Source organism: Desulfovulcanus sp., assembly GCF_982781345.1.
In genome coordinates, this window is record NZ_CEYAEZ010000024.1 from 1 (window position 1) to 15,486 (window position 15,486).

The 15,486-nt window shown below is 43.8% G+C and carries 11 protein-coding genes; 7 read left to right on the forward strand and 4 right to left on the reverse strand.

From position 1 onward, the window contains the following. Nucleotides 1-69: 69 nt before the first annotated feature. The 3 genes from hysD to hysB all read right to left on the reverse strand — a co-directional run bounded on the left by hysD (nt 70) and on the right by hysB (nt 3,195). A complete protein-coding gene (gene hysD / locus AC3WVG_RS05470) occupies nt 70-528 on the reverse strand; it encodes a NiFeSe hydrogenase maturation protease (protein ID WP_488797161.1) in 459 nt (152 codons plus the stop codon). Between the two features lie 73 nt (nt 529-601). After that, nucleotides 602-2,119: a NiFeSe hydrogenase large subunit HysA gene (gene hysA / locus AC3WVG_RS05475; protein ID WP_488797162.1), complete on the reverse strand. Its 1,518-nt coding sequence runs from the start codon at nt 2,117-2,119 to the stop codon at nt 602-604. Nucleotides 2,120-2,277: 158 nt separating this feature from the next. Further along, entirely contained in the window at nt 2,278-3,195 is a 918-nt protein-coding gene (gene hysB / locus AC3WVG_RS05480) for a NiFeSe hydrogenase small subunit (RefSeq protein ID WP_488797163.1), read from the reverse strand. Nucleotides 3,196-3,532: 337 nt separating this feature from the next. Here hysB and AC3WVG_RS05485 point away from each other — a divergent pair, with 337 nt between their 5' ends. Next, nucleotides 3,533-4,819: a M23 family metallopeptidase gene (locus AC3WVG_RS05485; RefSeq protein ID WP_488797164.1), complete on the forward strand. Its 1,287-nt coding sequence runs from the start codon at nt 3,533-3,535 to the stop codon at nt 4,817-4,819. Nucleotides 4,820-5,169: 350 nt separating this feature from the next. On the opposite strand, the gene AC3WVG_RS05490 is transcribed toward AC3WVG_RS05485, so the two are convergent. Further along, the gene (locus AC3WVG_RS05490; protein ID WP_488797165.1) at nt 5,170-8,076 is read right to left on the reverse strand and encodes an insulinase family protein; all 2,907 of its coding nucleotides are present in this window, start codon (nt 8,074-8,076) and stop codon (nt 5,170-5,172) included. 223 nt (nt 8,077-8,299) lie between these two features. On the opposite strand from AC3WVG_RS05490, the gene galE reads away from it, so the two are divergent. From galE to ybgF, 6 genes are all read left to right on the forward strand, one after another. After that, entirely contained in the window at nt 8,300-9,283 is a 984-nt protein-coding gene (gene galE / locus AC3WVG_RS05495; protein ID WP_488797166.1) for a UDP-glucose 4-epimerase GalE, read from the forward strand. A gap of 444 nt (nt 9,284-9,727) precedes the next feature. Further along, the gene (gene ileS / locus AC3WVG_RS05500; protein ID WP_488797167.1) at nt 9,728-12,544 is read left to right on the forward strand and encodes an isoleucine--tRNA ligase; all 2,817 of its coding nucleotides are present in this window, start codon (nt 9,728-9,730) and stop codon (nt 12,542-12,544) included. Between the two features lie 416 nt (nt 12,545-12,960). Further along, the gene (lspA, locus tag AC3WVG_RS05505; protein WP_488797168.1) at nt 12,961-13,446 is read left to right on the forward strand and encodes a signal peptidase II; all 486 of its coding nucleotides are present in this window, start codon (nt 12,961-12,963) and stop codon (nt 13,444-13,446) included. Further along, nucleotides 13,436-14,182, forward strand: a complete 747-nt coding sequence (lgt, locus tag AC3WVG_RS05510; RefSeq protein WP_488797169.1) for a prolipoprotein diacylglyceryl transferase — start codon at nt 13,436-13,438, stop codon at nt 14,180-14,182. The genes lspA and lgt overlap by 11 nt, the downstream gene beginning before the upstream one ends. Beyond that, nucleotides 14,182-14,394: a PLD nuclease N-terminal domain-containing protein gene (locus tag AC3WVG_RS05515; RefSeq protein ID WP_488797170.1), complete on the forward strand. Its 213-nt coding sequence runs from the start codon at nt 14,182-14,184 to the stop codon at nt 14,392-14,394. Before lgt ends, AC3WVG_RS05515 begins: the two co-directional genes overlap by 1 nt. A 114-nt stretch (nt 14,395-14,508) precedes the next feature. After that, a complete protein-coding gene (gene ybgF / locus AC3WVG_RS05520) occupies nt 14,509-15,399 on the forward strand; it encodes a tol-pal system protein YbgF (RefSeq protein WP_488797171.1) in 891 nt (296 codons plus the stop codon). The last annotated feature ends 87 nt before the right edge of the window (nt 15,400-15,486 follow it).

A 15,486-nucleotide genomic window follows, 5' to 3' on the forward strand; every position in this document is an offset into this window, starting at 1 on the left:
GCATTTCAGAAACCAAGACTTTCAATCAGCGGTTAAAATAGGGTTTGGCCACAGGAACTAAAAGAGCAGTTACTCCAGAATTTTATGTATCTCCTGGCGAATGACCTGTAAAAACTTGGGGAAGGCTTCTTTTAAAGTTGGAGTCAGCTCCATGTTCCAGTCAAGCTTTTCAGGCTCAATACCAATTACAGTCAGCTCTGGTCTTTTGCCCAGAAGCTCAGCCATTTTCAGGGAGTCCAACAGGTCAATATCGTGCAAGGACAAGGATTGATCTTTATTTTCAATCAAATCCTTTTCCTTTAGCCGATAGATAGTTCCTGGCTCCTGGCCGCCACGAACAGCATCAAGGACCAGCACATGATCATATTTTTCAAAGAGATAAAAAAGATCCTGTGTAAAAGTGCCGCCGTCAACAAAATCAACCCCGTCTGGCCAGTCTTCCTTGCCTAGCTCCTGGACCGCATATACGCCCACACCCTCATCCATAAGTAAAATATTGCCAACGCCTAAAACTAATAATTTCTTCATAAGCAGCTATCCAAAAATAAAGGGCCGCTTTTTTTTAACGGCCCTTTGTTGTCACGTCAATTTTTTATCCGGATTAGTCTATATGTACAACTTCCTCTTCACCAGTCTCAGCGTGCAACACGTGCACGGCACAGCCCAGTCACGGGTCAAAGGCGCGGATCAAGCGCCCGACATTGACTGGATTTTTGGGATCCGGAACAGGAACGCCAATCAAAGCTTGTTCAATGGGACCCCTTTGATTCATGTCATCCCTGGGAGAAGCATTCCACAGGGTTGCTGAGACGATTTGGTAGTTATCTATTACTGAATCCTTAACTTTCAGGTAGTGAAGCAAGCTGCCGCGTGGAGCCTCTGTAAGTCCCATGCCTTCGCCTTGCTCTGGTACTTCAGAGGGCACATATGTTTCTGCTCCTGGTTTTACTTCGGCGAGCCACTGTTCAATTGCTTTAGCCACCAGCAATGTTTCTTCGGCGCGAGCAATGTGACGACCCAGTATGGAGAATGCCTTGTCTCCAAAATCGCGCATTCTCTTGAAACCAGCTTTCCTGGCAACAGAGCTTAGTTCGGGATTGGTAATCCACATTCTGGCCAATGGGCCAACTTCGTGGGGTATATCATTGTAACGTGGAGCCTTAACAAAACTGTAGGCAGTCTCTTTCTCCGGAGCAGGCACGGTTTTACCCTGGCTGGGATGCAAGCCAGTTGTTGAATCATCAAACCAGGAGTATTTGACGTACTCTTTGATTTTAGCCGGATCCAATGGGACGTCTTTGCCATTGGTATAGACGCCTGGTTTGAGCAGGAACTCTGTTTCTGCATCATTTAATGGGAATACGCCATAAGAAATTACATTTTTCCAGCCTGTGCCTGTTTCCAGTAGATCCGGATAAACAGAACCCAAGGCATAAACCAAAGGCAGGTATTCTTTTTCGATGAACTCTTTGACTTTCTTGAAGTTGGCAGCAAAGTGCTTGATTTTTTCTGCGGTTGGAATCTCTGTGGTACCGCCAACCACCAAGCCCTGGACATGAGGCATCTTGCCGCCAAACATGGCTACCATCTCGTGGCAGATCCGTCTGATTTCCAGGGCTTTCAAGTATTGATCAACGCCGAGCTGGTTTGTTTTGGCATCTACTCTGACATCATTATTTTTATAGCGGGGCACAAAAGGAGCAACATCAGGGCCATTGACATAGTCAAGGGCAGCCAGATGGTAAAAATGCAGAATATGAGATTGCAAATAGTTGGCGCCAAAAATGAGATTGCGCACAATCCTTCCATTGGTGGTTACTTTGACGCCAAAGGCCTTGTCCTGTGCGAGCACTGAGGCCGTGGCATGGGCAGTGGGGCAGACACCGCAGATTCTTTGCACAATCTGGGAAGAATCCCTGGGATCACGGCCTTTCAAAATGTTTTCAAAGCCGCGAAACATGCCGCCAAAACACCGGGCATCTACTACCTTGCCGTCCTTTACTTCTACCTCAACCTTTAGGTGACCCTCGATCCTGGTCACTGGATCTACCGCGATTTTTATTTTTTTTCCTGGAGCGCCAGCCGCCATAGGCGCCTGCTTTGCTCTGCATCCAGACATAATTTATCCTCCTCGATATTTAATTTAAGTTTAGAGTGTGAAGTTTGGTTCTAGAATTGATAAGCTCTTTTTGAGGAAAAGTTTAGATTTCGAAATTGAAGATAGCTTGAGTTTCCTCAATAAGGTTCTTCTCCCCACACTTTAAACTTTAAAATAAGTTACATGCCCTCATAAAATGGAGACATCTCATCAGGGAAGCCAGGTTCAACACATCCAATACAAACAGCGTTCTCTACACACCAGTTTATGCCGTTATTCCATTTTCTCTTGAAGCAGTCAGCATTGGCATTTGGCCCTTTACAACCTAGCTCCATGCGGCAGCCTTCCTTTTGTGTAAATGTCTCACACATTACTCCATCGTCGGCATATTTCAGGTAAGGACAATTTTCATGGATGTTTTCTCCATAAAACATGGTTGGCCGGCCATTATCATCCAATTCAGGAATGCCGTGCATAAGGGCATGCGCAATGGTTCCGACCATCCAGTCAGGATGAGGCGGACATCCGGGGATGTTTACGACTGGAGTCTTGATACCCTTCTCATCAAATATAGTCTGGACTGAACTGGCTTGGGTCAAATTACCCTCTGCGCCGGGAATGCCGGCATCAAAACATGCACAGGCGCCAAGAGCCAGCACGGCCGCGGCTTTTTTACCAAGCTCCTCAGTTAGTTCGAGCATGGTGATTTCTCTATGATGCATTTCGCCTACAATACAGTACTTGCCGTTTGCTGCTTTAGGAATAGCTCCTTCTACTGCCAGGAAGAATTTGCCCGCAAACTTTTCAGCCACTTCATACATGTGTTCAAGGGCCATTTCTCCTTCGGAGCCCATTATTGTGGGATGGAACTCCAGGCTGATAATATTTAACAAAACTTCTTTGATGCTCGGATGCACTGTATTTAAAAGCGATACAGAACACCCTGTGCATCCCTGGCCCTGAACCCAGATCACCGGTGTCTTCTTTGCTGCCTCTTCCATTGCTCGAACCAGAGCTGGATGGAACATCTGGGAAATCCCAAGGCCAGCAACTGTGCCGGTGCACAATTTGACAAATTCACGTCTGGTTAAACTCATACCCTCCTCCTACAATTAGGTTAATTTGAGTAGGTTAGTAAGTATTACAAAAGTTTTATAAACATACTCACCTACCAATTCGCATAACAATATGTATCTTTATTCAAATATAGGGCGAATATTAGCTATACATTTGGCTTATTTTAATCAAAAATTTTTATAATTAGCAATAAAAATTAAATAAAAGCATAACTATTTTAGAATTGTATTTTTCCAAGATTATCTTTTTACAAAAGGTAATACCTTGAGGGATTGGTGTGAGTGATGAGAACTGAGGACATTGAGTTTATTGGTTAGGTCAGGTAAGGTAGCCAGAAATTCTGGCCATGGAGGAGCTATGAAAAAAAAGATATATATTTTATTTATAATCTTAATCTGTGTAGGCCTCGGTTTGATTTATTTTGTCTTTGGCGAGAGGAAGAAGCCCATTATTAATGTTTCTCCAGACCTAATCTACACTAATGCTCAGAAAATTTTTCAAGTAGTAGCTAAAGATGAGGGATTGGGTTTAAAGCAGTTGCAGGTGATTTTAAAGCAGAACATGAAGAGAATCACTGTCCTCGATCAGGTCTTTCCGGCCAAGACCATGATCTGGTCCGGTGAGTTTAAACTCCCAAAACTTAAGCAAGGTCCTTTTGAGTTGTTGATAATATGTACAGATAGGTCATGGAATAATTGGGGCAAGGGCAATACCAGTCTTTATGTAAAAAAAATGGTTTATGACACAAAAGCGCCGCTTATTTCTCTGGTCAGCAAAAAGCATAATTTGTCTCAGGGCGGAGCAGGGCTTGTTGTTTACAAGGTTTCCGAGCAGGTTACCCAGACGGGAGTGGAGGTAGGAAAATATTTCTTCCCAGCATATAAACAAAAAACTGGTCTTTATTATTGTCTTTTTTCCTATCCTTATGATGCCCGGCCTGAGGAGGATATGCCCGCAATTACGGCTCTTGATCTAGCAGAAAATAAGGCCAAGTCAGGTTTTTATCATCATCTAAACAAGAGAAAATTTCGGCATGATAAAATCAATATTAGCGACAGGTTTCTAAAGGCCAAGATGCCTCAATTTCAGTCCATTTTCCCAGAAGAAAAGGACTTGTTGCGCCTATTTTTAAAAGTAAACCAGAGCCTGCGGGCCAAAAATCGCCAGGAACTCCGTAAAATCGGCCTAAAAACTGCTGATCATTTTTTATTTACCGGCCAGTTTTTACGTCAGCCAAATGCTGCCCGCAAGGCTTCTTTTGGTGATCATCGAAGTTATTATTATCAGGGTCAGCTTATTGACAAGCAGACCCATCTAGGCGTTGATCTGGCGTCCCTGGCCCAAGCCCCGGTTCCAGCAGCCAATAACGGAAAGGTTGTTTGGGCCGGTTTCTTAGGGATTTATGGGCAGGTAGTCATCATTGACCATGGCCTTGGTTTGCAGTCACTTTATGCTCATTTAAGTCAGATTGATGTTCAGGAAGGAGACTCAGTACGCAAGGGCCAGATTATCGGTAGAACCGGCTCAACCGGCATGGCTGGTGGAGATCACCTCCATTTTGGTATTCTTATTTCTGGATTGCCGGTGAATCCGGTTGAGTGGTGGGATTTAAACTGGCTTAAGAATAATATTCTGGATAGATGAGTTTAACGGCAGGCCCTCATAGGCCTGCCGTTACTAAAGAGCCTCTGGCCGAACCTTTTTATCAACTTAATTTCCAAGGTTTTATTTCAGTCTTGGGTTCTTTCATGCTGGTACAAAGACTCGGACCCAGCTATAGTTTGCTTGCGGGCAGAGCATAATGGGGCCTTTGGGATAAATGAATATTCTTTATTATTATCGATAGTTATAGTATCCGTCGTAAAATATTTAGTCTATTTCTTCCCATGCTCTGCTTTTCCGCAAGCTTCACTAAGATGGGTTACCCAAGCCGTTTGTAGTGCACTTCAGAAACCAAGACTTTCAATTAGCGTTTAAAATAGGGTGGACAGCCTCTAAAGCAAACTAAACACGTTCGCAATATCTAGGCCTTCCTTGAGCGCCTCTTCTAGTTTTGCCTTGTTGCCCATGATAGAAATCAATCGTTCTGAGCGCGCCTTATCGAGGCTTAAACCAAAGCTTTGCAAGTCCTTACGGTCTGTTTCCAAGACTTCGTTTCTAATTTTTTGCCTTACTTGGTCATCAATTTTTGTCAGGTACCTGATTAGAGAGCTAAACCCTTTAGCGTCAGGGAACTGATAACTGTCCATATCACCAATGGTACCAATTATTGCCTTGTCTATTTCTTCCTCGGGCAGTGGATTTGTGGATAAGAACTCTCCAGCCTGATTAAACACTTCAATGGTGCTTAGTACATTAGGATCGCGATAGGAGACAAAGGTCATCACTCCGGTTAAGTGGTCAAAAGAACAAAAAGCACCATAAGCTCCGCCCATGACCCTGATTTTTTCCCAAAGTAAGCCGGTTCGTAAAAATCTTGTGCCGACCAGTGAAGAACCATGAAAGACATAGTCTTTGGCGAATAGATTTACAGCCTGGCCAACATAGTTGACCTGGGCGGGCAGGACCATTGCTTCATTGTCGCACAGAGAACCCGGTAGCCATTTACTATCAGAAATGAATCGTTTGGGGAATAATGTCAGAAAATCGTGAAAATCCTGGCTGTGCTTTTCCCAAAGCCTGCTTTCCGTGGTCACATTCAAAAGGAGCGCGTCTTTATGTATAAGAAGAAACTTAATTTCTTCAAGGGTCCTTAGTACTTGGTCCCAATTATTATCAATTTGGTCCAGTAAATAGCGCAAAAATAAGAGATAACTTATACCAGACATATGCTCCATGGCCCAGTCCGCTTCGGAAAACCTGGCCTTTAGGCGCATGGCTACATAACGATGGCCTTGCGGAACAAGACTCTCTTCCAGGCCGGCCTTTTCTTCCAGGACGATTTGGCGAAACCTCTCCCTGTTATCGAGGTTCAGATCCAGAAGGACATCTTTATATATGTTTAACATTTCTTTTAAGTTTTCAGGCAGGGTCTTGCCGCGCAAAAAGAGCCAGGCCGTGCAATCTTGTTCGCCCAGAACCTGAGAGGCCAAAGGCTGTGCAAAAATTCCTCCAGTCTTTCTTCTAATCCTGGTGGTCAACGAGACAAAATCTTCAAATCTTGTACCCATTTCAAGTAATGCCCGGCCAAAGAGGGGAACATAAGAAAGATATTTCTGGGGTAGAAGATGGATATTAAGTCCAAGGTCTATATAAAAGATACCGGAAGTGGGCAAAGGATGGATGAGTACGCTTATTCCATTTATGTTTTCTTCCTCAAGGGGGATTTTCTTTATTTTTTTGTCCAGGTCATCTCTTTTTAACCTGGGGATAGTGGCCAGGGCCTCGGGTGAATCCGGGGCAGCCTGCATTTGCTCAAGCTTTTTCGTCTCTTCTATGATTCTATCCAATTCCTGGGGACTCAAGCTTTCTTTGACCTGTAAAAGTCGTTTATGCTCCTTTTCTCTGAGCTGTTTTTCAAGGTCTTTATCAGGCTCTAAAACCAGGGTTGTTCGATGCTTGTTTTGTAGAAAATATTTGTCAATTAGCTGTTCAAACAGCGGCCCTTTGTTAATTTTGTCCTTAATCCGCGCTAAAACAGGTTCAAACTCCATCAGCAAAAAAGGACTTTGTCCATAAAGCCAGGTTGTCAAAGCCCGAAGCATGACAGCCAGTCCGCGTGGAAAGGATCCGGTATTGTTTTCGCGCAAAGCAAACTCTATTGTATTGACGGCTGCCTGAATAATATCTTTGCTTAATCCCTCGGCTACTATGTTTTTTAATGTGGAAAAAATCAGCTCTTCGACCCGGTCCAAGTTATCACTGGTCACACCTTTAAGACCTGTGGAGTAAAACAGATGCATAAGGTCTGTTTCCAGACCCACGCCTGCCAGGTCCTCTCCTAAACCAGAGTCGACAAGGGCTTTGCGGAAAGGAGAGGCCGGCATACCAATCAGGATATAGTCTAAAATGCGTAAGGAGAGGTTTGTCTCCGGGTCAAAAGTGGTAGGCAAGAGCCAGTTTACCGTGAGCATGGCCTTGGAGTTGTCTTCACTTGCCATGTAAACTTTTCTTATCTTTTTTTCTAAATTCAGCGCCTTTTGTTCAGGAATCCTGGAGTCAATGGTCAGGGGTTCAAACTGATCCAAATAGCTACTTAAGGCCTTAAAACGCATTTCTTCCTGGTCATCGCCATAAAAAAATATCCAGGCATTGGACGGATGATAGTAACGGCGATGAAACTCTTTAAATTGTTCATAGGTAAGGTCGGGGATGTGTTCAGGGTTTCCACCTGAATCCAGGCTGTAGGGAGTGTCAGGAAACAAGGACTGTTGAGCATATTCGGCCAGGAGGTTATCAGCAGAAGAATAGGCCCCTTTCATTTCGTTATACACTACACCCTTATACCTTAGAGGTTCATCCGGGTTATGCAACTCATAATGCCATCCTTCCTGGGCGAAAATTTCTTTGGAAATCCGGGGGAAAAATACCGCATCCAGGTAGACATCAACGAGGTTATAAAAATCCCGCAAGTTCTGGCTGGCCACCGGATAACATGTTTTATCCGGATAGGTCATGGCATTTAAAAAGGTCTGGAGTGAACCCTTAAGCAATTCTACAAAGGGTTCCTTAACCGGATATTTTCTGGAACCACAAAGGACCGAGTGCTCCAAAATATGGGCTACCCCTGTATTGTCTTTTGGGGGAGTGCGGAAAGTTATGCCAAAGGTCTTGTTTTCGTCCCCATTTAATATGGACAAAAGCCTGGCTCCTGTTTTTTTATGTCTGTAAAGTTTGGCTCTTGAGGCAATCTCTTTAATTTTTCTTTCCTCAAGAAGTTCAAAGCCGTATTTTTTATGCATTAATTACCTCCTGACTTTTGGGTTTATGGTTAGTGGGTTAGTTGATGGGTTAATTGGGAAAGGGATATAATGTCTCCTATTCATCGATCCACCAAACAAACCCATCCATTCACCCACTCATTTTAAATAGTTAGCATACAGATAGAGGTCACGCAAAAGATTTGTCTTTGCCTGCAAAACCTATTAAGCATAAAAGAAAAATTTTCCATATGGAGACAAGCTTATGGCGAAAATTCTCGTTACTGGTGGAGCAGGATATATTGGTTCGCATACGAGTCTTGCTCTAGCTCAAGCAGGATATGAGGTAATTGTTTATGACAACCTGTCTACTGGCCGGGCCGATGCTGTACTGCCACCAGCCCGGCTGGTGGTCGGGGACTTAAAGGATAGAGACAAATTAGACAAGCTTATGCGCGAAGAAAAATTTCAAGCCATTATTCACTTTGCCGCCAGTATAGTGGTTCCGGAATCAGTAGAAAATCCTCTGAAATATTATTTAAACAACACTTCTAACACCACTTCTCTTATTGCATTGGCCGTTAAGAATAATATCCCTAATTTTGTCTTTTCTTCTACAGCGGCTGTCTATGGTATGCCGGAGGAGGTGCCTGTAAACGAGCAAAGCCCGCTTATGCCCATAAACCCTTATGGTCGTAGCAAGGTCATGAGTGAATGGGTTATCCGGGATGCAAGTTTTGCTCACCCTGATTTTAACTTCATAATCTTGCGTTATTTTAATGTAGCAGGAGCAGATCCTCTGGGCCGCATTGGACAGAGTACGCCAGATGCCACCCATTTAATCAAGGTAGCCTGTCAAGCCGCCCTGGGTTTAAGAGAATCTTTATCCATCTTTGGTACGGATTATCCAACACCTGATGGGACAGGCATCAGGGATTATATCCATGTGGTTGATCTGGCTGATGTCCATGTTTTGGCCCTGAAGTTTTTAGAACAGGGAAAACCTTCCGGAATTTATAATTGTGGCTATGGACATGGATACTCTGTGCGCGAAATCATTGATGCGGTCAAAAAGGTAAGTGGTGTTGATTTTAAGGTAATAGAAACAGGCCGTCGTCCTGGTGACCCTGCGCAACTTGTTGCTGACCCGGGCAAACTTCTAAAGGAGATGAGTTGGAAGCCTAAATATGACGACATTGAAGAGATAGTCCGCACGGCCTATAATTGGGAGAAGAAGCTAAGAGGCTAAAAAGCCTGTAGCCAAACCCCCATTTTGACTACCAGATGAGAAATCCTGGTTTCTTGAATGCATTGCGAATGGCTGGGTAATCCATCTTGGTGAAGCTTGCGGATAAGCAGAGCATCGGGGTGACAAAGCTAAATATCGGGGACTATTTGCCATAACTATCGACAATAAAAAGAATGTTCATTTACCCTAAATGCCCCTTATGCTCTGCCCGCAAGCAAGCTATAGATGGGTCCAGGCATTTGCACCGGCATGAAAGAAATCAGGATTGAAAAGAAATATGAAAATTTGTCCTCTTAAGTAAGGTTTGGCCACAGACTCTTATGACTTTTTAATCTTCGCTCTTTCTTGACTTCAGCTAAACTATGTTTCAAGTTCAACTTTTCTTTTACGACTAATACAATCAATATTAACATATGAAATTCTCTGCAGGAGGTAACTTGACTTATGGTTGATTATAAAAAGACTCTTAATTTGCCTAAGACCAAATTTCCCATGCGGGCCAACCTGACGAAAAATGAACCCAAAATGCTCAAATTTTGGGAAGAGATAAATGCCTATAAAGCCATGATCCAGGCCAATAAAGATAAGCCAACCTATGTTTTGCATGACGGCCCCCCCTATGCCAACGGGCACATCCATTTAGGCACGGCAATGAACAAGATTTTAAAGGACATCATTGTCAAATCCAAAAACATGCAGGGTTACAAGGCCGAATATGTACCCGGGTGGGACTGTCATGGGTTACCCATTGAACTGAAAGTTGAGCAGTCCCTGGGCGGAAAGAAAAAAGAGATGCCCGTGCTTCAGATACGTCAAAAATGCAGGGAATATGCTCTGAAATTTTTAGATATTCAGCGTAATGAATTTAAGCGGTTGGGCGTACTAGGAGTGTGGGATAAACCATACCTGACCATGACCCCGGACTATGAGGCGGCCACGGCTCGCGAACTGGGCCGGTTTATGGCCAGGGGATCAGTTAAAAGGGCCAAAAAGCCCATCTATTGGTGTATCTCCTGTATGACAGCCTTGGCCGAAGCTGAAGTTGAATATTATGACCACACTTCTCCCTCTATTTATGTACGTTTTCCTCTGCCCGACCCCAAAGCAAAAGAGAAATTTCCGCAAATTACCGGCGATTTTTTTGTAGTGATCTGGACTACCACGCCCTGGACCATTCCAGATAATATGGCCGTAGCCGTACATCCTGATTTTGAGTATGTAGTGGTGAAGGTAAATGGTGATGGCTATATTTTGGCAGAGTACTTGTTGCCGGAAAATAAAGAGAGGTTTGGCTGGGAAAACCCGGAAATTATAGCGCGAATAAAAGGCAGTGATCTGGAAGGGTTAAAGGCTAAACATCCTTTTTATGATCGCCCATCTCCTATAGTTCTGGCCGATTATGTTACCCTTGATACCGGAACAGGTTGTGTGCATACGGCTCCCGGGCATGGTCGCGAAGACTACGAAACAGGTTTAAAATATGGTCTGGAGGTTCTCTCTCCTTTAGATGATGAAGGTAGATTTTTAAATTCGGTAGAATTTTTTGCGGGCCAGACTGTTTTTGAAGCCAATCCAAAAGTCATAGAAAAGTTGAGCCAGGAAGGACATCTTCTGGCCCGGGAAGATATAACTCACTCCTATCCCCATTGCTGGCGGTGTAAAAAACCGGTCATTTTCAGGGCCACGACCCAGTGGTTTATTTCCATGGAGGAGAATAATTTACGTCAAAAAGCATTGGAGGCCATAGATCAAAAGGTTAAATGGATTCCTGCCTGGGGTAGGGACAGGATCTATAATATGATCGAGCACAGGCCTGACTGGTGCATCTCCAGGCAGAGGATGTGGGGAGTACCAATTATTGCTTTGCTCTGTGCGGACTGTGGCGAAGCCTGGCATGACCCCGACTGGGTTCAGTCTGTTGTGGACAAGTTTGCCGCCCATGAGCGCGGTGCGGATTACTGGTTTGAGGCAGAAATAGATGAATTAAAGCCGGCAGACCTTACTTGTCCTCATTGCGGCAGCAAAAACTTTACAAAAGAAGATGACATCTTGGATGTCTGGTTCGACTCAGGCACAAGCTTTGCGGCTGTTTTAGAGGGGCGTCAGGAATGCCATTTTCCTGCTGATCTTTATCTGGAGGGCACGGACCAGCACCGTGGATGGTTCCATTCTTCACTCCTGGCCAGCATTGGCACCAGGGATGTGCCTCCTTATAAGGCTGTGCTTACCCACGGTTTTGTTGTTGACGGCCAGGGTCGAAAGATGTCTAAGTCCGTTGGTAATGTTATTGCTCCACAAGAGATCATTGATAAATACGGCGCAGAGATTTTGCGCATGTGGGTTGCTTCAGAAAATTACCAGGAAGACCTGCGCATTTCAGAGGAAATTCTAAAAAGGCTGGTCGATGCCTATCGGCGCATCCGCAATACCTGCCGCTTTATCCTGGGGAATTTAACAGATTTTGATCCGCAAAAGGATTTAGTGGCCAATAAGGAGCTTTTACCATTAGACCGCTTCGCACTAGACTTGGTTTATACCCGGCACAAACGTATGCAAAAGGCCTATGATGATTTTGAGTTTCACAAGGTATTTCATACGTTGCACAATCTCTGTGTTACAGACCTGTCCGCTTTTTATCTGGATATCCTAAAAGACAGACTCTATGTCTCTGGAGCCAAGAGTTTGGAGAGAAGGTCGGCACAAACAGCCTTGTACCAGATTCTTCTTCTCATGCTACAGGATATGGCCCCGATTTTAAGTTTTACTGCGGAAGAAATTTACCAGTACCTGCCTGAAAAGATTAAACAGGAATCGAAAACCGTATTCGGCCTTTGTTTTCAACCTGATTTAAAAGACCTCTTAACCGAGGAAGAGAAGAGTTTATGGACTCTTGTTCTGGATTTGCGCTACGAAGTTACCAGAGCCATTGAACCGGCACGCAAATCAGGTCTTTTAGGACATTCACTTGATAGCCGGATCACTCTTTATGTATCCGATGAGCTTCGGGAAATGTTGCAGTCTGTGCACTCATATTTAAGGGAAGTTTTTATTGTCTCGCAGGTAAATATTTCTCCCATTTCCGAGGCTCCGGAGGACATTTACACCAGCGAAGAGATCGACAATCTGAAAATAAAGGTCGATAGGGCTTCCGGGCAAAAATGCAGCCGTTGTTGGGTGTACAGTGAGGAACTGGGGCAGGATGAAGAACATCCTGAAATTTGTCCCAGGTGTGCCGAGGTGATGAGGGAATTTAGCTCGTAGTGGCTAGGCTATTCTGAGCAGAAGAGATGTTTTGTTCAGAATGGCCGGTACTTTTTATTTAACTCAACTTTCGGAGTTGTCTAACTCGCTATAATTTCAACACTTTTGGAGAGCGCATTTTCTGAAATGCATTACAAACGGCTTGGGCAACACATCTTGGCAAAGCTTGCGGAAAAGATGTGCATAGGGAGACTACCTCACAAAAATTACGAAATATATCATGAATACAGAAAAAGCTTTGAATAACATTTACCTAAAAATCCCCTTTATGCACAGCCCGCAAGCAAGCCTTAGATGTGTCCAAGTCTTTGTTAGCATGGAAGAAAATGAGAACGTAAAATAACTCCGAAAGTTGAATTATTTAATTTGTTATTTGCAGTACTACGTGTTTAATTGTACAAACCTGGTAAAGTCAGATGGCCAAAAAATACAAGATAGTCATTTTTCTGGGGTCCTTGGTCCTGATTCTGGACCAGATAACCAAGCTTTGGGTACAGAATAACATCCCTTTATGGTCAGGGACGACCATAATCCCTGGCTTTTTTAACCTGGTCCATGTCTTGAACAAAGGTGCAGCCTTTGGTTTTCTAAATAGAGCAGACCTGACGTGGCAGACTTATTTCTTTATTGTTGTTTCTGCTCTGGCTATAGTCCTTATTTTTCATCTGGTTAGAACTGTAGACCGAAATGACCACTATTTGTTTACAGGGCTGGGACTTATTCTAGGTGGGGCTCTGGGCAACATGGTTGACCGTATTCGTTTGGGACAAGTCATTGATTTTCTGGATTTTTACCTGGGTACCCATCACTGGCCAGCCTTTAATGTAGCAGACATTGCCATTAGCCTTGGCTCGCTTGCCCTGCTTATTTCCTTTTACAAACGGAAGAAAAATGCATCCTAAACTGATTACTATTGGTTCTTTTACCATCTATACTTATGGTTTTTTTATAGCAGCGGCTTTTTTGCTTGGTATGTCATGGACCATGCGCGAGGCCAGGTACCGGGGATTAAATCCTAAATTGGTCTCTGACCTCGGTTTTTATCTGATTTTGGGCGGTATTTTAGGGGCCAGGCTTCTTTATGTGCTCATTAATCCCAGGTATTTTCTGGAGCACCCTCTGGAAATCTTCATGTTTTGGAAGGGGGGTCTGGTTTTTTTGGGTGGTGCCATTGTTGGTGCAATATGTGGGTACGTGTTTTTGCGTAAGAGAAACCAGCCTTTGTGGCCATGGCTAGATGCCGTTGCTCCGGGGCTGGCTTTGGGACAGGCCGTGGGCAGGCTAGGATGTTTTGCTGCCGGGTGCTGTTATGGGACGCAATGTACTCTGCCATGGGCCGTAACCTTTACTCATCCTGATTCTCTGGCGCCTCTGTATGTTCCCCTGCATCCAACGCAAATTTATCATTCTCTGGCCGGGCTGGTAACTTTTATCTTCCTTTTGGTCGGCAAAAAGCGTCTAAAAGGTTCAGGCCAATTGATGGGCTTGTTTCTTATTTTATATGCTTTTTTTAGATTCAGCATCGAGTTTTTTCGAGGCGACTATCGTGGCTCAATCGGAATTTTAAGCGTAACACAAATCCTTGCCCTGGGGCTTTTTATTCTGGGCCTTTGGGTCATTTATAAAAGGAGAGCTTGATGTTTGGCATTCCTCCGGGGAAATTACCATTAGTATTAATCATATTAGTTGTGCCTATTTTACCCAATCTTTGGGCAATCTGGCATATTTTTCAGCGTGACTTTGCCACACCTCAAGAAAAAATGGCTTGGTTGGCCGCTGCTGTGTTTATTCCTGTTTTAGGCGGTCTGGCCTATTTGTTCTGGGGCCGTAAAAGGGGGAAGAAGGTTTAATTTAGTTGAGTTGTTGAGCGGTTAAGTCGTTGAGTGGTTGAGGAGGAAAGTAAAGGAAATATTTAATCTGGCGGACTATTTAGTAGTCCGTTAGCATATCAAAAGAAGATAGAAATGAAAGTAATACTTACTCTTATTGCCGCTTTATTTTTATGCGCCTCTTGTGTTACTAAAAATGATTTGGATACACTGCGTATCCAGGTCAGTAGCCAAAATGCCAAGCTGGCAAGAGAAGATAATGCACTAAAAAAGCAGCTTGAGGCCCTGCGCCAGGAATTAAACTCCCGGACCAAGGTTTTAAAAGAGCAGATTGTCCAAACGAGCACTCCAGTCAGATCTACCCAGGCCAATCTCTGGGCCGAAATAGAGTCTTTGCGCGTTCAACTAGCTACTTTAAGCGGTCAAATGGATGCCCTTGACCGAAAACTACAAAGGCTAGACACGGCTCAGACCAATTCTACCCAGACCCTGACTATATTGAGCAAAAGAATTGAACAACTGGAAAAGAATTGGCAAAGGACCAAAAGTCAATTGGGCCTTGATTTTTTGGAAGATGAAAAAGGTGAGAAATCAGAGAAAGTTGCGTCACCTAAAGAAGGAGATAAAAAGGAAGCAGCCTTTCTTACGGCTAACTCAGCCCAGGAATTATACAGAAAGGCCTTGGAATCTTTTTATGCTCGCAAATATGATTTGGCCCAGTCTTTGTGGGATGAGTTTATTCGGACTTTTCCCAAGGATAAATTGGTCCCTAATGCCTATTTTTGGCAGGGTGAATGTTTTTATCAAATGGGGGATTATGCCAGGGCGGTTCTGGCCTACCAAGAGGTCATCAGTAAATTTTCCAAAAGTAATAAATTAAGGCCGAGCATGTTAAAACAGGGCATGGCCTTTTATAAGCTAGGCAAGAAAAAAGCCGGCCAGCTTGTGTTAAAAGAATTGATTAAAAAATTTCCTCATACAGTAGAGGCCAGACGGGCAAAAGGCTTTTTGGCCAGCGTTGATTAAATCTGTTTCAGGTTAAAAGCTTTAAGAGGCTAAGAGGTTAAACAAAACTTTTCTTTTCACCTTGAGACCTTTTTGCTTTTTTTATTA

Excerpts from the sequence above, each read along its gene's own strand:
- ybgF (WP_488797171.1), top strand. The coding sequence starts at position 14,509 with ATGAAAGTAATACTTACTCTTATTGCCGCTTTATTTTTATGCGCCTCT.
- galE (WP_488797166.1), top strand. The coding sequence starts at position 8,300 with ATGGCGAAAATTCTCGTTACTGGTGGAGCAGGATATATTGGTTCGCAT.
- AC3WVG_RS05485 (WP_488797164.1), top strand. The coding sequence starts at position 3,533 with ATGAAAAAAAAGATATATATTTTATTTATAATCTTAATCTGTGTAGGC.
- lgt (WP_488797169.1), top strand. The coding sequence starts at position 13,436 with ATGCATCCTAAACTGATTACTATTGGTTCTTTTACCATCTATACTTAT.
- hysB (WP_488797163.1), bottom strand. The coding sequence starts at position 3,195 with ATGAGTTTAACCAGACGTGAATTTGTCAAATTGTGCACCGGCACAGTT.
- hysD (WP_488797161.1), bottom strand. The coding sequence starts at position 528 with ATGAAGAAATTATTAGTTTTAGGCGTTGGCAATATTTTACTTATGGAT.
- lspA (WP_488797168.1), top strand. The coding sequence starts at position 12,961 with ATGGCCAAAAAATACAAGATAGTCATTTTTCTGGGGTCCTTGGTCCTG.
- ileS (WP_488797167.1), top strand. The coding sequence starts at position 9,728 with ATGGTTGATTATAAAAAGACTCTTAATTTGCCTAAGACCAAATTTCCC.
- AC3WVG_RS05515 (WP_488797170.1), top strand. The coding sequence starts at position 14,182 with ATGTTTGGCATTCCTCCGGGGAAATTACCATTAGTATTAATCATATTA.
- AC3WVG_RS05490 (WP_488797165.1), bottom strand. The coding sequence starts at position 8,076 with ATGCATAAAAAATACGGCTTTGAACTTCTTGAGGAAAGAAAAATTAAA.